The 21,868-nt window shown below is 71.7% G+C and carries 19 protein-coding genes; 8 read left to right on the top strand and 11 right to left on the bottom strand.

Features of this window, described 5'->3' with window-relative positions:
- Positions 1 to 330 precede the first annotated feature (330 nt).
- Complete coding sequence (locus ACGFIB_RS36315; RefSeq protein ID WP_393377972.1) at positions 331 to 1,428, top strand: AI-2E family transporter; 1,098 nt, start codon at positions 331 to 333, stop codon at positions 1,426 to 1,428.
- A 15-nt stretch (positions 1,429 to 1,443) separates the two neighbouring features.
- Here the strand turns inward: ACGFIB_RS36315 and ACGFIB_RS36310 are convergent, their stop codons facing one another.
- Positions 1,444 to 2,643, bottom strand: coding sequence for a hypothetical protein (locus ACGFIB_RS36310; RefSeq protein WP_393377970.1), 1,200 nt, complete (start codon positions 2,641 to 2,643; stop codon positions 1,444 to 1,446).
- A gap of 152 nt (positions 2,644 to 2,795) precedes the next feature.
- On the opposite strand from ACGFIB_RS36310, the gene ACGFIB_RS36305 reads away from it, so the two are divergent.
- Positions 2,796 to 3,206 carry a hypothetical protein gene (locus ACGFIB_RS36305; protein ID WP_142575807.1) on the top strand — a complete coding sequence of 137 codons (411 nt, stop codon included), beginning with the start codon at positions 2,796 to 2,798 and terminating at the stop codon, positions 3,204 to 3,206.
- 19 nt (positions 3,207 to 3,225) lie between these two features.
- Here ACGFIB_RS36305 and ACGFIB_RS36300 read toward each other — a convergent pair whose 3' ends face one another.
- The 4 genes from ACGFIB_RS36300 to ACGFIB_RS36285 form a co-directional block, all read right to left on the bottom strand.
- Entirely contained in the window at positions 3,226 to 4,599 is a 1,374-nt protein-coding gene (locus ACGFIB_RS36300; RefSeq protein WP_393377968.1) for a hypothetical protein, read from the bottom strand.
- Positions 4,600 to 4,977: 378 nt separating this feature from the next.
- On the bottom strand, positions 4,978 to 6,462 hold the full coding sequence (locus ACGFIB_RS36295; RefSeq protein WP_393377965.1) for a carbohydrate-binding protein: 1,485 nt from the start codon (positions 6,460 to 6,462) through the stop codon (positions 4,978 to 4,980).
- Between the two features lie 722 nt (positions 6,463 to 7,184).
- Positions 7,185 to 8,336: a glycoside hydrolase family 18 protein gene (locus ACGFIB_RS36290; RefSeq protein ID WP_393377964.1), complete on the bottom strand. Its 1,152-nt coding sequence runs from the start codon at positions 8,334 to 8,336 to the stop codon at positions 7,185 to 7,187.
- 200 nt (positions 8,337 to 8,536) lie between these two features.
- Complete coding sequence (locus ACGFIB_RS36285; protein ID WP_393377961.1) at positions 8,537 to 8,662, bottom strand: hypothetical protein; 126 nt, start codon at positions 8,660 to 8,662, stop codon at positions 8,537 to 8,539.
- Positions 8,663 to 8,700: 38 nt separating this feature from the next.
- On the opposite strand from ACGFIB_RS36285, the gene ACGFIB_RS36280 reads away from it, so the two are divergent.
- Together ACGFIB_RS36280 and ACGFIB_RS36275 are read left to right on the top strand one after the other, a co-directional pair.
- A complete protein-coding gene (locus ACGFIB_RS36280; RefSeq protein ID WP_393377958.1) occupies positions 8,701 to 9,642 on the top strand; it encodes an ATP-binding cassette domain-containing protein in 942 nt (313 codons plus the stop codon).
- A gap of 56 nt (positions 9,643 to 9,698) precedes the next feature.
- Complete coding sequence (locus ACGFIB_RS36275) at positions 9,699 to 10,484, top strand: ABC transporter permease (protein WP_393377956.1); 786 nt, start codon at positions 9,699 to 9,701, stop codon at positions 10,482 to 10,484.
- A 73-nt stretch (positions 10,485 to 10,557) separates the two neighbouring features.
- Here ACGFIB_RS36275 and ACGFIB_RS36270 read toward each other — a convergent pair whose 3' ends face one another.
- The 3 genes from ACGFIB_RS36270 to ACGFIB_RS36260 all read right to left on the bottom strand — a co-directional run bounded on the left by ACGFIB_RS36270 (position 10,558) and on the right by ACGFIB_RS36260 (position 16,167).
- A complete protein-coding gene (locus ACGFIB_RS36270; protein WP_393377954.1) occupies positions 10,558 to 14,106 on the bottom strand; it encodes an AfsR/SARP family transcriptional regulator in 3,549 nt (1,182 codons plus the stop codon).
- A 61-nt stretch (positions 14,107 to 14,167) separates the two neighbouring features.
- Positions 14,168 to 14,776 carry a hypothetical protein gene (locus ACGFIB_RS36265; protein WP_223868495.1) on the bottom strand — a complete coding sequence of 203 codons (609 nt, stop codon included), beginning with the start codon at positions 14,774 to 14,776 and terminating at the stop codon, positions 14,168 to 14,170.
- Positions 14,764 to 16,167, bottom strand: a complete 1,404-nt coding sequence (locus ACGFIB_RS36260) for a selenium-binding protein SBP56-related protein (RefSeq protein WP_393377952.1) — start codon at positions 16,165 to 16,167, stop codon at positions 14,764 to 14,766. Before ACGFIB_RS36260 ends, ACGFIB_RS36265 begins: the two co-directional genes overlap by 13 nt.
- 111 nt (positions 16,168 to 16,278) lie before the next feature.
- Here ACGFIB_RS36260 and leuE point away from each other — a divergent pair, with 111 nt between their 5' ends.
- Entirely contained in the window at positions 16,279 to 16,965 is a 687-nt protein-coding gene (gene leuE / locus ACGFIB_RS36255; protein ID WP_357266117.1) for a leucine efflux protein LeuE, read from the top strand.
- A 23-nt stretch (positions 16,966 to 16,988) separates the two neighbouring features.
- Here leuE and ACGFIB_RS36250 read toward each other — a convergent pair whose 3' ends face one another.
- Positions 16,989 to 17,780, bottom strand: a complete 792-nt coding sequence (locus ACGFIB_RS36250; RefSeq protein WP_357249503.1) for an LLM class F420-dependent oxidoreductase — start codon at positions 17,778 to 17,780, stop codon at positions 16,989 to 16,991.
- A gap of 340 nt (positions 17,781 to 18,120) precedes the next feature.
- Here ACGFIB_RS36250 and ACGFIB_RS36245 point away from each other — a divergent pair, with 340 nt between their 5' ends.
- A complete protein-coding gene (locus ACGFIB_RS36245; RefSeq protein ID WP_393377949.1) occupies positions 18,121 to 18,762 on the top strand; it encodes a VC0807 family protein in 642 nt (213 codons plus the stop codon).
- A gap of 158 nt (positions 18,763 to 18,920) precedes the next feature.
- On the opposite strand, the gene ACGFIB_RS36240 is transcribed toward ACGFIB_RS36245, so the two are convergent.
- Positions 18,921 to 19,382: a nuclear transport factor 2 family protein gene (locus ACGFIB_RS36240; RefSeq protein ID WP_167748494.1), complete on the bottom strand. Its 462-nt coding sequence runs from the start codon at positions 19,380 to 19,382 to the stop codon at positions 18,921 to 18,923.
- A 44-nt stretch (positions 19,383 to 19,426) separates the two neighbouring features.
- Between ACGFIB_RS36240 and ACGFIB_RS36235 the strand changes: the two genes are divergently transcribed.
- The gene (locus ACGFIB_RS36235; protein WP_191055082.1) at positions 19,427 to 20,152 is read left to right on the top strand and encodes an SDR family oxidoreductase; all 726 of its coding nucleotides are present in this window, start codon (positions 19,427 to 19,429) and stop codon (positions 20,150 to 20,152) included.
- 77 nt (positions 20,153 to 20,229) lie between these two features.
- A complete protein-coding gene (locus ACGFIB_RS36230) occupies positions 20,230 to 21,102 on the top strand; it encodes a phosphotriesterase family protein (RefSeq protein WP_393377947.1) in 873 nt (290 codons plus the stop codon).
- Here the strand turns inward: ACGFIB_RS36230 and ACGFIB_RS36225 are convergent.
- The gene (locus ACGFIB_RS36225; RefSeq protein ID WP_393377945.1) at positions 21,092 to 21,826 is read right to left on the bottom strand and encodes a serine hydrolase domain-containing protein; all 735 of its coding nucleotides are present in this window, start codon (positions 21,824 to 21,826) and stop codon (positions 21,092 to 21,094) included. The two genes, ACGFIB_RS36230 and ACGFIB_RS36225, sit on opposite strands and share 11 nt — an antisense overlap.
- Between the last annotated feature and the right edge of the window lie 42 nt (positions 21,827 to 21,868).

Genomic DNA, 21,868 nt, shown 5'->3' with positions numbered 1-21,868 from the left:
TCGAAAAGCACGAGAAGCCACCGGCAACAAGCCCGCACACGCAAGACAACCACCGAAGTGATCGAAGAGAAGTGCGCCGAACCGCGCCGACACCACAAGATTACCAGGGCCTGCCGACGGCTTGGCCCGGCCAACCTCCAACGCACCCATCCGGCGACCTATTCCGGCAGGTCATCTGTCGCTTGCAAGTGCCGCACCAATCGGACGGCGCGCGACCCGGCCTCATTCCCGTCACGACTCGCCCGCGCCGACAAGGGTAGGGGCCTGGGCGTGCTACGACTGATCCACCTTGCACAGCCTTTTCACAAGGAGAAGGGGTAGGAACGGGACGTGACTCGACAGGGGTTCCCTCGCGCCCTGATCGTGCTGGTCTGCGCCGCTGCCGCGGTGATAACGCTCGCCGGCGTCCAGGCGGTGGGCTCGATCGTCGGCCCGGTCGTCCTGGCGCTGACCCTCGTCATCGCCGTCTCCCCGGTACGCGGCTGGCTGGGCCGCCACAAGGCGCCGGTATGGCTGCAGGTGGCCTTCCCCCTCGCCGTGGTGCTGCTGGTCCTGCTCGGCATGGTCGCGGTGCTCAGCCTCGCCGCCGCGCAACTCGCGATCCTGGCTCCCACGTACGCGGACCAGTTCAACGCGATGGTGGACGACCTCCAGCACTGGGCGGCGGGTCTCGGCTACGGGAGTGAGCAACTCAACAAGGCGTTGTCGTCGCTCGATTTCGGCAAGGTGATCGGCCTCGCCCAGAGCGTGTTGAGCAGCCTTCTGGGAGTGTTGTCGAGCCTGTTCCTGATCGTCGTGCTGCTGCTGGCCATGAGCCTCGACGCTCCTGTGTTCGCCCGGATCGTGGACGCCGCCTCGACCGAACGACCGGCCCTCGCCCGCGCCCTCAAGACCTTCACGTACAGGACGCGCCGTTATCTGATCGTCTCGACCGTCTTCGGCCTCATCTGCTCGGTCCTGGACGTGATCGCGTTGTACGTGCTGAGCGTGCCGCTCCCGCTGCTGTGGGGGGTGCTCGCCCTCATCACGAACTACATCCCGAACATCGGGTTCATCCTGGGCCTCATCCCGCCGGCGCTGCTCGGGCTGCTGGAGGGCGGGCCCAAGACGATGCTGCTGGTGATCGTGGCGTACATCGCGATCAACGTGGTGATCCAGTCGTTCATCCAGCCGAAGTTCCTGGGTGACGCCGTGGGTCTGTCCACCACGGCCACGTTCCTCTCCCTGATCGTCTGGGCGTGGGTGCTCGGTCCCCTCGGCGCACTGCTGGCGATCCCGCTGAGCCTGCTCGTCCGCGCTCTGCTCGTCGACAGCGACCCGGACGGCGCGTGGGCCGCCGCGCTCATCTCCGGGCGGTTGCCTGAACGCTCGCCGGCGTCCCAGGCAGACCCGCAGCCGGAACAACCCGGACAGCCCGAACCTCGGTGACATCGTCCGGCCAGGTTAGCCCCGTAGCCGTTCGATGCCGAGCACTCGCACGGCCTCCGCGGCCGAGGCCGCGCGGACCTCGACGAAGCCGTTCTCGTTGCGCAGGATGGTGACGATCCCGGTGAGCAGCGTTCCGCGGCGGATGCGGTCGCCGGCGATGACCTCCCTGTCAATCGACAGGACGTCGCCATAGGCGTTCTCATCGGCGCCCCACACCCAGGCGCGGCCGCTGAAACCGGGATCGGGCCCGAGCAGGACAGTCCGCACGCTGGTTTCCTCAAGCGTCAGGGTGGGTGCGCGGTGGGGGTTCAGCTCTGCACCGATGCGCCGGCTCACGCGCAACTGAGTCGCGTATCGCTCAAGCTGCTCCTGCGACCAGGAAGCGACGCCCGCGGGCAGGTTGCCGAGCATGTCGATGCGCAGGTCGCCCAGCGTCTCGTCGAGCCGCCGCCAGGAGTCGCGCGTCTCCTGCGGCACGGTGAAGCGGCGCTCAGCATCGCTGTCCGGGGCGTTCTCGGCCGGGTGGGACCGGCGGATCACCGGCGCAGGCGCGGGTGCGGGTCGCTGCGATGACCGCAGCGCGGGCCACTCCTCCGGCCGCGGCGCGGCGGAGCCGGGGTCGAGCGGAAGGGCCTCACGCATCCTCCCCGCCGCCAGGCCGGCCGCCTCGGATTCCGTGCGTAGCGCCGGACCGGCGGCGTCGGCAAGCGGCCAGAACCGCAGCAGCCATGCCTCCTCGACGGCTTCGGTCACGGCCTCGTCGCCGTCGACCGGCCCGGTTTCTGCCGGCCCTGCTTCGGCCGGCCCGGTTTCGGCGGGCTCCGCACGGACCGGTCCGGCATAGGCCCGCAGGCCATAGGCGAAGAACGGCGGACCAAGCAGCAGCCGCTGCCCCGACGGGGCGAGCATGAGGCCACACAGCTCGACGATGCCGCCCGGACTCAGATAGAGGATCTGCCCGGCCTCGGTCCAGGGCTCCTCGGGTGGGGGAGGTTCGGCGTCCCACGCCTCCATCCGTACGTGCGCACTCCACGCCCACGCATGGCTGCTCACGCCGACCTGGCCGAGGGCGACCCGACCGGGCTCGGCGAGCAGCGCCCCCGCCGCCGCCTCTTCCGCTCCGGCCTCGACGCCGAGACCGCACGCGTCCAGGAGGTCGAAGCGGCCGTAGGAGATCGGCACCTCGTCCTCGACGCTGCGGAGCGGTTGAGCCATTGCGACCCCTCCCTATTGATCACGCCTGTGGGTGGAGACGCTAGTGGCCGTGGGCGACATTTCGGGGCGGAGTCATGGCCAGGGCCGTGAGGCGGGCGACGACACGGAGCGTCTGCGGGCAGCGCCGCCGTGCTCCGGCTTAAGGTCTGATCATGCGGCGTTGGGACGGCGACGAGCTCCTCACCGGGATCGCGGACGCCTCGGCGATGGAGCCACAGGTGTCCGCCCTGCTGGACGCGATGGCACGGGACGGCTGGGTGGCGGAGGAACCCGAGGCTCATCTGCTCCCCCACCTGCGCCGTGCGTGCGGGTCGGAGTGGCTGCTGACCGGTGAGCGCCTGCTCGACGACGGCGTGTACGAGGTGACGGTCTCGCTGGCCGGCGACAGGGAAGGCGTCCACGTGCAACGCGACGTGATCCGGCTGCTGTCGGCAATCGCCGAGGCCGTCTTCTTCGTACGGCAGGCCGCGCCGGGCGTGTTCGAGTGCGTGACCGGAGTGCTCGACGGTGACCCGCCCGGCTTCAAGAGCCACGGCCACATGGTCCGCCTCATCGTGACCTGAGACGGGCGGCACCGTCGTCTCAGGCGGCGGGGACGGCGTTCTCCTCCCCCGGGACCGGCACCGGCGGGGTCTCCATATGCCTGCGCCGCCAAGGGATGGCCGCGATCAGCACCGGGAACAGCACGAGCGAACTGATCGCCCAAGGCGCGTGCAGCTCCCCCCACTTGGCCCCGTGGAACTGGGTGAGCACGATGTAGCCGATCGCGGCCCACAACGTGCTGCCGATGATCGTCGGCCAGGCCCAGCGGGTGGGCCGGGCGACCAGGAACGGCATGAACCACAGCAGGTACTGCGCGCCGAGGCGCGGTGTGAAGATCATGAAGGACAGCAGGATCGCGATCGTGACGTCGACGGGGTCGGCCTTACGCCACCAGACGAGGCAGGCGACGATCGCGGCGTAGATCATGTACTGGCCGATCCTGGCCGGGAGCGGATCGAGGTTCCAGTTGCCGCCGCTGACCAGGGTGGTCCAGCCCCAGTCCCCCGTGATCGGGCGGACGTCGCTGGGCCGCAGCCCGATGGTGTTGAGCACCTCGGGCAACTGCCGCCAGTCCGTCCAGCCGCCGATCGGGAGCGTCAGCAGGAAGAACACCGGCGGGACACCGGTCGCGACCAGCGAGACCAGGCGGCTGCGCAGTCCGGGCAGGAACATCAGCAGGGCCGGCACGAGGATCACCGGCCAGCTCTTCGCGCAGAGCGCGAGCCCCATGAGCAGCCCCGCCCACACGGCCCGGCCCGTCGCCGCGCGATCCTCCTGCGACGGGTGGACGATGCGCCGCACGATCTCGCCCGGCGAGATCCAGGGCAGCGGCAGGTCACGGTTCGCGAGCCGTATGCGGGCCCAGGGCAGAGGCTCGGGGCGCCGCCAACCGCCTGGGCCGCGCGCCACGACGTACGCCGCGACCCCGAAGACCAGAGAGACCGGCTCGACCTGGCCGTGCACGGAGGCGACGAGGATCGCGAGGGGGTTGCAGGCGTACTGGAAGGCGCGCAGTTTCTCGGTCCGTGCACCCGCCAGTTTGCCCACGAGCGGGATCAGCACGACGTCGGCGACGACGGTGACGATGCGGCCGGCGTACTCCCACGGGATGCCCAGCCACAGCAGCAGGCCGTACATGTACGGGATCGTCGGGAGGAAGTGCCATCCGCCGTTGCTCTCCAGCACCGGATCACGGTGGTCGAGGATCGCCACGCCGGCGGGCTGGAAGCTGTTGACGTAGTCGACCGGCTGCCAGTGAGTGTCCCTGGCCGACAGGACCATGATCAGCACGCGTACGGCGATGCCGAGCGTGAGCGTGACGGCCAGGGACGGCCGCCAGCCCTTCCATTGGGCGGCGAGCGCGAGCACGACGCCGGCGACGAGGACGATGCTGGTGGGGATCGCGTATTCCATGACGAGCCAAGCCTGCCCGACGAACGGCGAACAGGCGACTCGATCCCCGATTCGGCCATCCGGCCGTCGCGATCCGTCACGATTCGGGGTAGTGTGACCACGGAGCGTTACATCCAGGAGACTTCATGAAAATTCGCCTGTGGACCACCCTCGCCGTGGCCGTGATCGTCGGGATGCTGATCGGCCTGCTCGCCCCCACGCATGGGGGCGACCGGCGCGGCGGGTAGGGGGGTCGTCCCCGCCGGACCGGTCGCCTGATCATGGGCGCCCGACTCGCGTCGGTCCGCGCTTACATCGCCTGGGACGGCGAGGGATCCGGTCCGGCGGGCCGTGCCCGGATCCCTCTGGCCTCCCTATGGCCGTCGGCAGGTGGACGGGTCAGAAGCCCGCGGTGATCCTGGTGAAGTCCCAGTCGTTCTGCGCGATGCCGCTGCAGTTCGACACCACGCCGCCGCCCGCGCAGCCGCGGTCGCGGTTGACCGCCCAGAAGGCGAGCCGGCCCAGGCCCTTGGACTTGGCCCAGTCGCGGATCTGCGTCCAGGTGCTCACAGAGGTGAGCTCCTGCTGGTCGGACAGGCCGTTCATGCCGGAGATGCCCATGTGCGCGTACGCCTGGGCGTCGCTCCAGCCCCAGGCCGCCTTAAGCGCGTTCTTCAGGCCCTCGGACGCGTTGACCGTGTTCTGGTACATGTTCGCGCCGCCGCCGAAGTCGAACGGCATGATCGTGTAGTTGTCGATGTTGACGCCGAGCGCCTTGGACTGGTTGATCAGCCGGGTGCCCCACCAGCTCGGGCCGGTCGTGCTGGTGCCGAAGGTGACGACGACCTTGACGTTCGGGTTGTTCTGCTTGACGATCTTCAGTCCGCCGAGGATGCGGTCCTGGACGGCCTCGTTCTCGAACTCGTCGCTGTTCTCGATGTCGAAGTCGACCGCGGCCGGGTTGTAGGCGTTGACGACCTGCTGGACGGCCGAGGCGAAGGCGGACGAGCTGGAGCAGTTGGGGCCGAGCTTGTTGCCCGACCAGCCGCCGAAGGAGATCTGGACGTTGCCGCCCGCGGCCTTGATCTGCGAGATCGCGGAGGCGTCGGCGCTGCCGGACAGCGGGCGGGAGCCGTCCCACGCCGGGGTGCAGCCGCCGCCGGAGAGCATGAAGGCCATCGTGAACTGCTTGACCCCGGTGGCGTTCATGACCGTGGCCGGGTTCGGCGGGTTGCCCCAGCCCTCATACAGGTAGGGCGCGCCGGGGAGCTTCCCGCCGCTCGTGGGGCAGCCCGTGGTGGCCCCGGTCACCGAACCGCTCGCCGCGGACTCGCCGTTCGAGTTGTACGCCTTGACCGTGTACGTGTGGGTGGTGCAGGTGCCGAGGCCGGAGATCGTGGCACCGGTGCCGCCGACGGTCGCCTTGACCGAGGTGCCCTCGTAGACGCGGTAGCCGGTCACCGTGCCACTCGACGCCGACCACGACAGCGAGATCGACGAGTTCGTGGTGCCGGTGACGGACGGGTTGCCCGGCTTGCCCGGCGCGCCGGACGGAGGCGTCGGGCTCGGGGACGGGCTCGGGGACGGGTTGCCTCCGCCGCTGACCTTCTTCCACAGCGCCGGGACGATCGGCGGCTCCCAGCCGGTCAGGGATGTGTGCGCCTGGATGCACTCGTAGTCGGCGCCGTTGTAGGTCACCCGGGCGCCGATGGCGTACCAGGTGTTCGGGGCCCAGGCCGGATAGGCCAGCATGACCACGCTGTTCGGGGCCGCCGAGGCGGACGCGGCCGTTCCCGCGACCAGTCCTGCGACGGCCAGGAGGAGGGAGGCGAGCAGGGCGAGGGCCGCCCTGGCGGGCCGGCCCGTACCGAAGCGAAGCTGCATTCTTCCTCGCAATGGTGGTTGGGGGGTGGGTGGGGGGTTGGATGGGGGGTTGAGTGGCGGATCGCTTCAGGGCGTCGAGATACGCCCTGTGGGAGCGGGAGAACTCGGAGCCCGTGTGGCTGTCCCAGTCGACGGACCACGCCATGAGGCCGCGCAGTCCGGGGAAGACGCCGTGCGGCCGGTGGGAACCGCAGCCCGTCGCCTTCGCCCGGCAGCCGAAGCAGCCGAAGGCGCTGTGCACCTCGGCCGTGCTCGTGCAGCCGTCGCCGGCGTACGGCGCGGGCGGCACACCGGGTTCGGGCCGAGCCTCGGTGCGACCCCGGCCATCGCGGCGAGCGCACGCCAGAGGTGCCTGGTTCGCATGGACACAACCTCTGTGGGGGTGAACGGGGAGGTCATGGGAGTCCGTACGGCCGGCGCCTGACGGATGCGGCCAATCGGAACAGCACCGGCCCTACTGCGCTGAAGGGCGTCTGGTGGCGGGATGCGAGAGGAAGACGCTAGGGGTGAGGAAGGGCCATTTCCGGCTCCCGATCTTTCTCTTAGGAAAGTTTCCTAACAGTTGTACGGATCGTAGCTTCGCGGTCGCTGGTTCACAAGACCCAATCTGACAGCGTTCCTAACGAACCTTGTCATCGCCGGTCTACGTGCTGAGCCGGGTTATGCGCGCGTTGGGGCCCGCTACTCGTCCGTTGGGGTGAGTACGGTCAAGGCGAGCGAGGTCAGCGCAGGATCGCACCCTCGCGGACGGCGTGCCGACCGTCGCTCTGCACATTGACGAAGTCGACGAGGCCGACCAGCTTCTGCAGGTCGAAGCCGGCGTCGATGCGATCGGGGTCGGCGGGAAGGTAGACCGACAGCGGATAGTGGCGGCCGGTGGCCGCACCGAGCGCATCGAGTTGCGCACGGAACTCGGCCAGCAGGGCCGTCAGGTTCCGCCTGTCGCCGATGCCCGTGTGGTTGCCCAGGTGCCCCTCTCCACCGGGCCATTCCCAGTCGACGTCGACGCCGTCGAAGACGCCCGCCGCGCTGCCCGGACCACCCCTGCCCCCGGCACCCGGCAGCTCGCCCCTGATGTACGCGTCGAGGCACGACTTCACGAACCTCTGCCGGGTGGCGGCGGTCCGCGCGACATCCGAGAAGTATTTGGAGTAGGTCCAGCCGCCGATCGAGATCAGTGCCTTCAGGCCGGGGTGGCGGGCCTTGAGCTTTTTCAGCTGGTTGAAGTTTCCGGCGAGCGGGGCGTCCGGTGGGTCGGCCACGCCGTCCAGCGACTCGGCGGCCGTGAAACCGCGCTGGTAGTCGGCCCAAGCGTCGCCCGCGCCGTCACCCTGGTCGGGGTCGTTCGGGTCGGGCGCGAGCGGTCGGGTGACCCCGGTGAGACAGGTCAGCGAGCCGGGGTCGATGTTCGCGAAGGCGTAGAGGACGTGGGTCAGCCTGCCCGCCAGCCCGCTGGTGTCGAGGTCGCGCACGGTGGACGTGGCGCCGTACGCGCCGCGCTGGGGGACGTAACCCACCCTGATGCGGCCCGGCGAGGGGGACGGCGACGGCGTGACGGTCACGGTGACGGTCACCAAGGGCACGGGAGCAGCGGCCTGCGCCGGTGCTGCCTGCGCCGGTGCTGTCTGCATGGGGGCGGCGGCCTGCGCGGGAGCGACCGTGGCCCGCGCCGGTGCGGCGACGGCCGGCCGCACCACGACACGTGACCTGGCCTGCGTCTGGCTGAGGGCCGTGGCGGCGGTCCCGGCGGCGGCCCCGGTGGACTCGGTGGCGGACTCGGTGGCGCGGGCCGGGCCGAACCAGGCGACGAACAGCGAGGACAGCACGGCGCTCAGGACCACGACGGCGAAGGTGCCACGCGTGATCGCTCCCATGGTGGGCTCCGAACAGGGACGAGCCTCCGCGACGGACGCGGAGGAGAGAAGAGGAATGTCGCGGGAGCGTAGTGGCGGCGCCGTCGGGCGGACAAGGAGCGCAGTCTTAAGCCCGGGTTATGCGCGGCTCATGTCGCAGGCGGGCACGTTCCAGTGGCGCCACCTGCGGTGATCCATGATGCCTCACTTGTCTGCACGTTTCACCCCTCGCCGCTGCCCTTGGCGAGGCGGCCGGAGCCCTGCCGGCGACCCTGCCGGCCCAGCGCCGACCCAGTGTCAGTACGGTGCCAGCCCTGCCAGCCCCGTGCCAGCCCTGCCAGCTCCATGCCAGGCTCATGCCAGCGCGGGCGGCGACCGTCGGAGCATGACGTACGCGATAGAGACTCACGGCCTCGTGAAGAGATACGGCGACAAGGCCGCGCTGGCCGGGATCGACCTCGCCGCGCCGCCAGGCTCGGTGCTCGGCGTGCTCGGCCCGAACGGCGCGGGCAAGACCACCGCGGTCCGCATCCTCGCCACACTCGTCTCCCCCGATGGCGGCCGGGCGGCGGTCGGCGGGCACGACGTGGTGAAGGCACCGGCCAAGGTGCGGAAGCTGATCGGGCTGACCGGTCAGTACGCGTCGGTGGACGAGAAGCTGACCGGGCGGCAGAACCTCGTGATGATCGGGCGGCTCCTCGGCATGCGCCGGGCCGAGGCCCGGGGCAGGGCGGCGGCGCTGCTCGCGGAGTTCGTGCTGGAGGACGCCGCGGACCGGGCGGCGGGCTCCTACTCGGGCGGCATGCGGCGGCGGCTCGACCTGGCCGTCAGCCTGGTCGGCCGGCCGTCGATCGTCTTCATGGACGAGCCGACGACCGGGCTCGACCCGCGCGCCAGGGCGGACCTGTGGCGGATCGTGCGTGAGCAGGTGGCGAGCGGGGCGACCGTGCTGCTCACGACGCAGTACCTGGAGGAGGCCGACCAACTCGCCGACGAGATCGTGCTCATCGACCACGGCGTGGTGGCCGCGCGGGGCACGCCTCGCGAGCTGAAGGCCAGGGCGGGCGACCGGCGGCTGGAGATACGGCCGGAGCACGACGCGGAGAAGGCGGAGCTGATCCTCGCCGAGGTCACCGGGCTGACCCCTCACCGCGGCGAGAACGGGCTGCTCAGCGTGCCGCTTCTGGACTCGGCGGTGAGCCCGGCCGTGTTCCGACGGCTGGAGGAGGCCGGGGTCTCCCTCGCCGAGCACGCCGTGCGCCGGCCCACGCTCGACGAGGCGTTCCTCGCCCTCACCGGCACTACGACCTCGGGAAGGACGCGATGACGGCTGCATCCGCGACACGAGTAGGACCGACCGACGACAAGCGTAGGGAGAACGCGATGACCGCCGTACCGTCCACGACCGGGCACCGGGGCGCGCTCGCGCAGGGCATGACCCTCGCCTGGCGGAGCCTGGTGCCGCTGCGGAACGAGCCCGGCCGGCTCGTCCAGTTCCTGCTTCAGCCGGTCTTCATGGTCGTGGTCTTCGTCCTGATGTTCGGGGCCATGTCCGGCGACACCGAGCACGCCGCGCGCTTTCTGCTGCCCGGCGTGCTCGTGCAGGTGGCCCTCATCTCGACGAACGCCACGGGCATGAACCTCGCCGAGGACATCGTGAACGGCGTGTTCGACCGGTTCCGGAGCATGCCGATCGCCCGCTCCGCCCCACTGGTCGGGCGGGTGACCGCGGACGCGCTGACGACGGCGGTCACCATCGCTGTGGCCCTGCTCGCCGGGATCGCGGCCGGGTTCCGGATCACGGCCTCGCCCCTGGGCGCGCTGGCCGGCCTGGCCCTCCTGCTGCTGTTCACGCTGGCGCTGAGCTGGGTGTCGGCATGGCTCGGGCTGAAGGCCAAGTCCGTCGCCTCGATGCAGGGCATGGCGACCGCCGTCCTGCTGCCGCTGACGTTCGGCAGCAGCGCGTTCATCCCCCCGGCCAACCTGCCGGGCGTGCTGCGCTGGTGGTCGTCGGTCAATCCGGTCTCGCACCTGGCCGGCGCCGTCCGCGCGCTGCTCACCGGCGCTCCCGTGGGAACGCACGTCTGGGTCACGCTGGCGTGGGCCGCCGCCGTCACCGCGTGTTTCGTCCCGCTCGCCGTGCGCGCCTACACCCGGAGGATCCGGTGAACCCCCGGTGAACCGCTCCCTGTCTCCCGCCGGAACGAGCCGGCACGGCGCGGATCACGATCGGCGCGCCGTCCTACCTGCTGCTGCCGGTGGCGGGCAGGCCGAGGTCCTCGCGCGGCGACGCGCGGCCTCGCTCGTAGGCGGCGTCGAAGTCCGGGCCCGCCGCCTCACGCGCCGTCGTGACCGCCTCGGCGGCCTCAGCGTCCGCCCGCCAGCCCTGGTGCTCGGCGTCGGCCGCGCCGAAGAGCGTCGCGGAGCGCGTCGCGTCGCCCCCTGTCAGGGCGATCATGGCCAGCCCGGCCAGCACGGTCGCGAGGACCGGCGGGTCGGGGGCGGCGCCGAGGGCGCGCAGCGCCTGGTGGTGCCGCGCGAGCGCGCCGTCGAGGTCGCCCCTGGCCAGCAGCGTCCTGCCGTACTCCGCGTAGGCCGACGCGAGTTGCTGCGGGACGGCGGGGTGCGCCTCCAGCACGGCCAGGACCTCCTCGTACGCCGCCGCCGCGGCGTCGAGATCGCCCCGGCTCCGCGCCACCTTCGCCTCGCCCATGCTCACCTGCACGAGCGCGTACGGCGAGACGCCGGCGGCCACGTGGGAGCGGGCGGCCGCCACGTCCGCCGCCGCGCCCTCGTCGTCGCCCGCCAGAAGGCGCAGCTCGGCCAGGCGGGTCAGTGTGGAGATCGTGTCGTCCGGGCTGACCCATCCGGCGGTCAGCCCGGCGATCTCGTCGATCAGGTCCGCCGTCGGCGCGCCCCGGCGGGCGCGGAGTGTGGCCAAGGTGAGCAGGGCCTCGCTCAGCCCCCAGCGCTCTCCCAGCGTCCGGAACCTGCGCACCGCCTCCGCGACGTCCTGTTCACTGCCGCCCGGCATGCCGAGGGACCCGCCCCTGATCATCAGCGCCGAGCCGGCCAGCCAGGGATCGCCGGAGCCGGCATAGGCGTCGAGCATCGCGGCCGCCTCCTCCCTGCGTCCGGCCATCGCCGTCACGACCGCCCGCAGGATCGGCAGCATCGGATGCACCGGGCCCTCGCGGAGGGCCTCGTCGATGAGGTCGCCGAGCTCCCGGCGGATCTCCTCGACCCAGGCGGGCTCCGTCCAGATCGCGCCGAGCCGGGTGACCGTGACCGCGAACCGGCACCCGGCGTAGGCGCGCACCAGCCCGGCCGGCGGGCCCTCGGGGACGAGTTCGAGGACCTGGCCGGCCCAGGCGGCCGCCTGTCCGCGATGTCCGCGCAGCCACCAATACCAGCTCAGCGTGCCGCAAAGGCGCAGCGCGGTCTCCGCCTCCCGGAAATCGACGGCCCAGCGCAGGGCGGCGTTCAGGTTGTCCTGCTCGGCGGTCAGCCTGGCCAGCACCTCCAACTGCCCGGCTCCGCGCAGGCGCGGCTCGGCCTCCTCGGCGAGCCGCAGGAAGTGCGCCGCATGCCGCCGCCGGTAGCGGTCGAGCTCACCGCTGTCCGTCAGCCGCCGCAGCGCGTACGCGCGGATCGTCTCCAGCATCCGGAACCGGCCGTCGCCCGGCGTCTCCAGCAGGGACTTGTCGACCAGGGACGGCAGCACCGCCACCACGTCGAGGCCGTCGCCCCCGCAGACCGGCTCCGCGTCGTCCAGCGTGGCGCCGCCGGCGAACACCGCGAGCCGCTCCGCCAGCGTCCTCTCCTCGGGCGTGAGCAGGTCCCAGCTCCACTCGACCACGGCGCTCAGCGTCCGGTGCCGCGGCAGTGCCGTACGGCTCCCGCCGGTCAGCAGGCGGAACCGGTCGTCGAGGCGGGCCGCGAGCCGCTCGGGGCCGAGCGCCCTGATCCGCGCCGCGGCGAGCTCGATGGCCAGCGGCATCCCGTCGAGGCGGCGGCAGATCGTGACGACGTGCGGGGTCGTGTGGTCGTCCAGGGCGAAGCCGGGGCTCACCGCGCGAGCGCGGTCCACCAGGAGGCGTACGGCGGGATACTCGCCCGCCTCGCGGGGGGTGACGCCGGTGACGCCCTCCGGAGGCAGGCCGAGCGGCGGGATCGGGGCGAGCATCTCCCCCGGCACGCCGAGCGGCTCGCGGCTGGTCGCCAGCACACGCACCCCCGGGCAGCGGCGCAGCACCAGCTCGGCCAGACCGGCCGCGGCGTCGATGACGTGCTCGCAGTTGTCGAGGATGAGCAGCAGCTCGCGCCCGGCGAGGGAGGCGACCAGGAGCTCGGCCGGGTCCGGCGGGTCGCGCCGCCAGTCCCCGCCCACCCGCGGCTCGGCGTCGGCGCCGAGCGCGTCGAGCACGGACCGCACGACGTCCGCGGGGTCCGTCAGGGGGGCCAGCTCGGCGAGCCACGCGCCTTCGCCGTGCCCGCTCTCGCCGTAGCTGCGGGACCCGCCCGCATCGTCGCCGTCCTCCGCGGCGGCGCCCTCCCCGGTGGCGCTTTCGCGGGCGGCGCTGTCTCGGGCGGCGCTGTCTCGGGCGGCGCTGTCTCGGGCGGCGCTGTCTCCGGCGGCGCTGTCTCCGGCGACCCGATTCGCGGCGGCGGCGTCGCCGGAGGCGCGCAGGGCGGTCTCGACCGCAAGGCGCGTCTTGCCCGCCCCTCCCGCCCCGACGATCGTGACCAGCCGGGACTCGCGCAGCAGGGCCGCGAGGTGCGTGACCTCCTCCTCCCGGCCCACGAACGTCGTCGGCGGCGCCCACACCCTGCCCCCACGCCTGCCCGCACGCCTGCCCGCACGCCTGCCCGCACACTGGCCAGCACGCCGGCCCGCGCCGTCGACGCTGCCACCGGGGGTGCCGGAGGTGCCCGTGCCGGAAGTGCCAGCGCCGGAGGTGCCCGTGTCGGAAGTGCCCGTGCCGGAAGTGCCTGGGGCATCGGGGGTGCGGGCCGGCCGCTCATGCGCGGGCGGGGTCTCCCGTCCACGCAGCACGTCGAGATGGGCGGCCCGCAGCTCCGGGCCAGGATCGACGCCGAGTTCGTCCGCGAGCACCCTGCGAACCCGCTCGTACAGGGCCAGCGCCGCCGCCTGCCTGCCCGAGCGGGCCAGCGAGCGCATCGCCAGGGCGGACAGCCGCTCGCGCAGCGGATGGGCGGCCACCTCGGCCGACAGGTCCACCTCACGTCCGAGCGCGAGGTAGGCGGCGGCGCGGGCCTCGACCACGGCCAGCCGCCGCTCCTCCAGCCGCGCTGCCGCGCCCGCCAGGTAGGCCACCGCGCGCAGGTCGGCCAGGGCGGGCCCGCGCCACAGCGCCAGCGCCTCGTCCAGCTCCGCGCACGCGTCATCCAGCTCCGCGCCGGGAACCTCGCCGTCCGCCATCCGGTCCGGCAGCGCGCCCGTCGCGTACGGCAGGGTCAGGGCAGTGAACACGTGGGCGTCGACCTGCCCCGGCTCGACGTCGAGCACGTAACCGCCGTCGCGCCAGACCACCGCGCCGGGCCGCCCGAGCGCCGCGCGCAGGCGTTTCACCAGCGTCTGCAGCGCGTTCGCGGCATTGGCCGGCGGGTCGTCCTCCCACAGCGCGTCCACGAGCCGGTCGGCGGGGACGAGACGGCTGGGCCGCAGGGCCAGCAGGGCGAGCAACGCGCGCACGCGCGTGCCCGCGACGGCGACCGGAGCCCCGTCGTCGTCGAGAACCTCGAGCGCGCCGAGGAGACGAACCCGCACGCCGGTCAATGCTGCCAGGCACCCGGGACCCCGCGGTCACCGGCCTGTCCCCCGGTCACGTTCAGATGGCGCCCACGAGGGTGACGACGCCCGCCCCCACCAGGGCGAACGCCCACATCCTGTCAAGGTTGAACCAGGCCCGCCGCAGGACGGCCACGCCGAGGAACTCGTACACCACGACGGCGACGACGGTCGCCGTCAGGAACATCGCGAGCGTGTGCACGCCGGCGACGAGCATCCCGCCCGACAGGGCATGCCCATGGTGACTCGCCGGCATGCGGGTCAGCACGGGCAGCAGCATCAGGCCCGCGCCGTGCACCGACGACATCAGGAACGACCAGGCGGCCAGTTGCGGCAGCGACAGCCGCATGCCGACCCAGCGGAAGTGCCGCCGGGCGAGCAGGTGCCACAGGCCGAACCCGACGAGCACGACGCCGGCCCCGATCGAGAGGGCCGTGGCCGTCACGATCGACCCGGTCGCCGACACGGCGAGCACCACGAGGGCCACCGACGCGAGGTGGCCCAGCGCGATGACCGGCAGCGACTGCAGCAGCAGGTCGCGGCTGCGCTCCTGCAACCCACGGGCGACGGCGAACAGCCAGCCCATCGCGGGGTTGATCCCGTGGAAGGCGCCGAGCAGGATGACCGCGGTCAGCGTCACGGATAGCAGTAGGAGTCGGAGGACGCGTCGCCGCCCTGCAGCCGGACCTGGTGCGGGCGCAGGCCCCGGAAGTCGTCGCCGTGCGGGAAGAACCGCTCGTCCAGTGTGAACGGCTCGGCGTCGATCTTCGCCATCCAGGCGCCCACGCCGTCGGGGTAGAACTGGTCGTCCCAGGCGCCGTACAGGGAGTTGGTGACGTAGACCCGGCGGCCGTCGCGGCTCACCTCGACCATCTGCGGCCCGCCCGCGAGCCGCTCGTCCGGCGCGGCCGGGTGCGCGTCCCGCCGCACGATGCCGCCGAGGCGGACCGAGCCGATCTCGACCGGCTTGAACGGGTCGGACACGTCATACTGCTTGAGCTCGCCGGTGCCCCAGCACGACACGTACAGGCGCTGGTCGTCCACCGACAGGTCGATGTCGGTCACCAGCGGCGGCACCGCGCCGAACGGCTTGAGCACGTCGGGCAGGTCGTCGGGCGAGGCGGGCTCGGCCGGGATGGTGATCACCTTCTGCGCCGCCCAGCGGGAGCCGTCCCCGTGCCTGACATCCCTGTGCCACAGCCATACGGAGGCCGACAGGTCCTCGACGCTGACCACGACCCCGGCGAATCCGTACGTCTTGGTCGGATCGTGGGCGGGGCGCAGCTCCAGCGTCATCTGGTGCTGGTCGCCGAGGTCCACCTCCTGGACGTGCCGGCGCTTGCGCAGGTCCCAGAAGTGCAGCTTGTGGCCGTATTTACGGCCGAGCAGCAGCTCGCCGACAACGCCGTCCTCGATCATGGAGGGCGTGCCCCACTCGGAGGTGACCATCACGTCGTGGTTGATGTGCCACCAGAAGTCGTACGCCAGATACTGCGGGCCGCGGTCCACCTCCCACCGGCCGAGCACGTCGAACGAGTTGTGGTCGAGGATCGCGATGCCGCCGGGGCCGTCGTCGCCGTAGCCGCCGAGCGCGCTGACGTAGAGCCCCTCCGGGCCGCAGTGCACGGTGTGCGGGCGGGAGTAGCCGGCCCGCTTGCCCAGCTCCTCGGCCTCGACGATCTTCACGAGCTGCGGGCTGACCCGGTCCTTGGTGTCGTAGACGTAGATTCGCGACGACCGCAGGCCGGGGACGATCAGGTAACGCCGCTCGACGTGCGGATGCGGCGCGTACGGGCACAGCGCGCTGCTGCAGGCGTTCCAGCCGAAGTGGTGCAGCTCGTCGCCCGTGTACGGCAGGTCGGTCCAGCCGACCACGGTCCCGTACGACGGGGAGCCGGGGTCGGTGTCGAGCACGGCGAGCGCGTCGGGCCGCTGGGCCGACCGGTCGAAGGCGGCCACGTAGGCCAGTTTCTCCGGCGGCGCCTCGGCGGCGTCCCTGGGCGAGGGGTAGAAGGTGGGGTCAGGCTTCCACAGCGTCATGCATCCCAGAATTCTCCCGAGTTCCCTACCAAGTCAATAGGAATCTACCGGCTGTGACCGACGCGTGGATAGGGCTATAACAGGACATGCAGTTTCGTGACGGGAGCGGGCATGTTCTTCGGGATCACCAATATCTGGACCTACATCGCAGGATCGTTCCTGATCATCCTGCTGCCCGGGCCGAACTCGCTGTTCGTGCTGTCCACCGCCGCCCAGCGCGGTGTGCGGCAGGGCTATCGGGCGGCGGCCGGGGTCTTCGCCGGCGACTCGGTCCTCATGTTCCTGTCGGCCGCGGGGGTCGCCTCGCTACTGAAGTCCACACCCGTCCTGTTCTCGATCGTGAAGTACTCAGGCGCGATCTATCTGGCGTGGATCGGCTTCGGCATGCTCCGCGGCGCCTGGCGCTCCCTGCGGGCCTCCCGGAGCGGAGCGGCCCAGGTCACGGAGGCGCCGCAGGTCGCGGAGGCGGCCCAGGAGGCCGTCCCGGCGCCGGTGGGCAGCCCGATCCGCAAGGCGTTCACGATCAGCCTGCTCAACCCCAAGGCCATCTTGTTCTTCGTGGCGTTCTTCGTGCAGTTCGTGGACCCGTCGTACGGCGCGCCGGCGCTGTCGTTCCTGATCCTGGCGCTGATCGTGCAGGTCTTCAGCGTGACCTACCTGAGCACGCTCATCTTCGGCGGCACGTTCCTCGCGGGCCATTTCCGGCGTCGTCGCAGGCTGGCCGCCGGGCTCACCTCGGGGGTCGGCGCGCTCTTCCTCGGCTTCGGCGCCAAGCTGGCCACCGCGACACTGAGCTGACGCCGCTCCCCGGCCGGCCGCGCTCATTCGCCGTGCAGGTCGGCGAGGGCGTTCTCGAAGGCGTCCATCGCCCGCTGGACCCAGTCGTATCCGGCCGACGGCAGCCACGCCATCACCCGGGCGACCCCGGCCTTCTCGCACTGCTCAAGCGCGCCGGGGTCGGCCGGCGTGGACAGCATCACGACCGCGATGTCCCTGCCCGCCTCCTCGGCCCTCCGGAACAGCTCGGGGACGCGGTCCAGGATCCCGGGGCCGTAGTTCGGCAGCCACGCGTCGCCGTAGGCGAGCACGCGGTCGAAGACGCGCGGCCCGGCGCCGCCCACCAGGATCGGCGGGTAGGGCCTCTGTGCCGGTTTGGGCCATGACCAGACCGGGTCGAAGGACACGAAGTCGCCGTGGAACTCGGCCTCGTCACGGGTCCAGATCTCCTGCATCGCCTGCACGCGCTCCCGCAGCACGGCGAAGCGGCGGGCCGGGTCGACGCCGTGGTGGCGCAACTCCTCGCGGTTCCATCCGGCGCCGATGCCGAACTCGAACCGCCCGCCGGTCAGGTTGTCCACGCTCGCGACCATCTTCGCCAGGCCGAGGGGCTCGTGCTCGGGCACCAGGCAGATGCCCGTGCCCACGCGCAGCCGGGTCGTCGCCGCGCCCGCGGCCATCGAGGCGACGAACGGGTCGTACGTGTGCCAGTAGCGCCGCGGCAGGTCACCGCCCCATTCGTCCTTCGGCGTCTGGCCGTCGGGCGGCACCGGGATGTGCGTGTGCTCGGTGAACAGCAGCGCCGTGTGGCCGCGCTGCTCGACGAGCCGGGCCAAGACATCAGGACGAACCGCATCATCCGTTGCGAAGTAGCCGAAACCTGAGTCCATGCCGTCAACGTAACCCGCGCCCACCGGCCGCCGGGGAAAGCGCCCAGCGGCCCCGGGTAAAGCGCTGACCAGGGATTTCCCATCTACCATGACGTCCGCGAGACGTGTGTCGTACCGTTGTGGAGCGCGAGGACGGTTCGCGCATTCGGCCTCCGCAAGCCTGACGGTCAGGTACGGTAAGCCACCGACGAGGCCGCCTCACTCGGGTGTTTCCATCCGCTATGTCCGGGTAGGCGCGTTGCCCAACTACAGCGTCGGTCTCCTCCACCGGCCCGTTGGAGTCACCATGAACCACACACCCTTCGCATTGCCACGGCTCACCGCGCTGATCAAGCAGGCGGTGCCCCGGCTCCTCGAAGGCGTGGTGGCTCCCCTCGTGGTCTTCTACACGGCCCTCGCGGTGCTCGGCCTGCGCGGCGCGCTGATGGCCGCGGTGTCCTGGGTCTACCTGGGCGTCCTGTGGCGGATCATCCGGCGTCAGCCCGTCCCCGGAACGATGATCATGGCGGCGATCGCGATCACTTTCCGCACCGTGATCGGCCTGTGGACCGGCAGCCCCGTCCTCTATTTCATCCAGCCGGAGCTCGGCACGATCTGCATCAGCATGGTGCTCCTGGCGTCGGTGCGGATGCGCCGCCCGCTGGTGCAGCGGCTCACCCTCGACTACATCCACCTGCCGTCGTTCGTGCTGCGGCACGAACGCGTCCGCATCTTCTTCGCCCGGATCACCCTGCTGTGGGCGTTCGTGCTCCTGGGCAACTCGGCCATGAGCATCTGGCTGCTGCTGCACGAGTCGATCGGCGACTACCTGATCATCCGCACCGCCGCCGTCGCCGTCGTCACCGGCCTGGCCTTCGTGGCGTCCGTCTGGGCGTTCCGCCGGGTCCTGCGGCGGCTGCACGCCGAGGCCCCGGCGATCACGCGTTAGGGAGTGTCTGACAAATGCTGCCCGTCGCGAGCGTGGATCCAGGTGGATGCATCGCAAGGCCGAGGAGGAGCCCATAGCGGAGCTATGGGCGACGACGAGAACGCAGCGAGGCGCCGCCTGGGCCGCGCGCAGCAGGGCCATGATTTGTCAGACACGACCTAGTCCTCCAGCCTGTGCGTGCGCACCGCCTCGTCGCCGCGGGAGTGCCAGGCGTGGAACGCCAGCGCCGTGACCTTCCATCCCTCGGCCTGCCGTACGAGCCCGAGCCGGTAGACGCCCCACACCTCGAACATGCCGCCGCCCAGCGCGGCGTCGAGCAGGTTGTAGGAATACCCCTTGGTGGTCACGTGCGCCTCGGCGCCGTCCACCGTCACCGCGAAGTTGCTCACGCTGTGGAAGCTCTGCTTGCGGGCGTGCAGGCCGGTGCGCCACCCGTCCACGAGGGCCTCGGCGCTGATCCGGGCCGGTCCCCCGCCGTTGAGGCTGCTGAAGTCCGCGTCCACCTCGTCGTCGAACAGCTCCAGGCACACCGGCCAGTTCTTGGCGTCCACCGTGTCGAAGACGGCGGTGACGACGTCCACGATCTCGGCCCGGTCCACCAGTGCGGCGATCTCATCCATGGCCACCATCCTGCCCTACGCGATCTGTGATAGGCACGGTTCCCATGAGTACCGCACTGGTCACGGGCGCCTCGCGAGGTCTGGGCGCCGTCATCGCCGAACGGCTCGCCGCGGACGGCCGGCACGTCGCCGTCAACTACGCCAACGACACGGCCGGGGCGCGCGCCGTCGTCGACCGCATCACGGCCGCCGGCGGCTCGGCCCGCCTGGCCCGGTTCGACGTCACCGACGAGGAGTCCGTACGGGAGGGCGTGGCCGCGCTCGGGCGTGTCGAGGTCGTCGTCAACAACGCCACCGGACCCCAGCCGCTGATACCGGTCGAGAAGCAGACCTGGGAGGACCACCTCGGCCAGCTCCGCTTCTTCGTCAAGGCCCCGCTGCTGATCCTGCAGGCCGTGCTGCCCGGCATGCGCGAGGCCGGTTCCGGCCGGATCGTCAACGTGGGCAGCGAGGTCGCCGATCTCGGCAACCCGGAGTTCGGGCACTACGTCGCCGCCAAGGCCGCGATGCACGGGCTCACCCGGTCGTGGGCCCAGGAGCTGGGGCCGTACGGGATCACGGTGAACACCGTCGAGCCGGGCTGGATCCCGGTGGAGCGCCACGCGGACGTCCCCCCGGACGACTACACCGGCTACCTGCGCGACGTCCCGCTGGGGCACATGGGCGTGCCGGCGGACGTGGCCGAGACGGTGGCGTTCCTCGCCTCCCCCGGCGCCCGGTTCGTCACCGGCCAGCGGCTCGCCGTCAACGGCGGCAGGACGATGAGCTGACCCGGCCCACGCCGCTGAACATCGACAATCCTGCGATTCACGAGCGGTTTCGGCACAAAATCGGTTAATGTCCGTTCATGTCCGGCGCGTATTTTCCCCGAATCCAGACCGTCACGGGCGCCGTCCCCGTCTCCGAGATCGACGGGCCGGTGCTGCCGTACGAGCACCTGCGCACCGACACCCGCTGGGGGATCGGCGTGGACTCCGATCCCCATCGCTGGCTGGACGAGGAGCGATACGTGCTGGCCGAGGTCAAGGACCTCGGCAGGGAGCAGGCGCTGGGCCTCGTCGTGGAGCACAGCTGCATCGGGATGGCGCGCGACCCCGCGGCGCTCGCCCGGATCTCGATGGCCGCCCGGGTCCCGATCGTGGCCGCCACCGGGTTCGCCGCGCAGCCGTTCGCGGGTGAGGCCATCACCCGCTACGACGTGGAGGACCTCACCGCCGACCTGCTGCACGAGATCGGCGCCGGACTCGACGGGACGGGCGCGCGGCCGGGCGTCATCGTCGCCGCCGCGTGGGACGAGACGCCCACCCCCGCCGAGGAACGGGCCGTCACCGCCGTCGCCCGCGCCTCGCTGCGCACCGACCTCCCGGTGGCGACGGGCGGCCTGGAGCTGCTGGAACTCCTGCTCTCGCAGAACGTCCCCGCCCGGCGTCTGTCCGCCCGCGCCGGCGACCCGCTGGTCCAGCGCAAGATCGCCGAGACCGGAGCGTACGTGAGCGTGGACGACGCCGAGGACGTCCTCACCCTCCTCGACGGCGGGCACGCCGAGCGCATCCTGCTCAGCAACGGCGTGCGACTGCGGGAGCACCTGTCCGGCTACGGCGGGCAGGGCTACGGCCGGCTGTTCTCATCGGTCCTCCCGGTCCTGCGGGAGGCCGGCGTGGACGACGACACGCTGCGTCTCATCACCCACGACAACCCCCTTCGCTGGCTCACCGCCTGACCACGGGCCGCCTCATCCGCCGGCGCCCGCGCGCGTACGGCGCAGGGTGAGGCCGGCCGGCGGCCGGGCGCCCGTCCCAGAACCCGCCCGCCACCCGCCCGCCGGGGAGCCGCAGGACGGCCGAACCCAGGTAGTCCCGGTAACCCCGGTCCGACAGGCGCTCGACGACAAGGGCCAGCAGCGTGTATCCGGAGTTGGAGTAGACGTATCCGGTCCCCGGGGGGAAGGCGAGCTTCAGCGTGCCGATCGCCGCCATCGCCGCGTCCGGCGACAGCCGTTCGTAGTCGTCTCCGTGCGTGCCGTTGAGCCCGCTGGTGTGCAGCAGGAGCTGCCCGACCGTCGCCTCGGCCACCGGCCCGCGCAGCCGCGGCAGAATCCTCCCCACCCGGTCGTCGAGCGACAGTCTCCCCTCGTCGGCGAGCCGGAGGATCGCGGCCGCGGTGACCGCCTTGGTCACCGACCCGATGCTGAACACCGTTTCGGGCGTGTTCGGCCGGCGAGCGGCGGCATCGGCCATGCCGTAGGCGGCACGGCACTCGAACGCGCCGTCTTTGAGTATCGCGATCGACCCGCTGAACCCGGCCGCGGCCCAGGCCGTGAACGCGGTGTCCAGCGCGGGGTCGCACGCGGGCGCCCCGGACGTACGCGCCGGCCGCGCGGGCCCGGCGGCGCACGCCGCCGTGAGCAGGGCGATGAGGGTCGTTCCGGCCAAGAATCTACGCATGCGGGAAACGTAGGGAGCACCCCGCAAACCTGGTGTGAACGG

This window comes from Microbispora bryophytorum (assembly GCF_043197435.1).
GTDB lineage: Bacteria > Actinomycetota > Actinomycetes > Streptosporangiales > Streptosporangiaceae > Microbispora > Microbispora bryophytorum.
The sequence above is the reverse complement of the archived record's forward strand: the minus strand, read 5'-3'. Positions and strand labels throughout refer to the sequence as shown.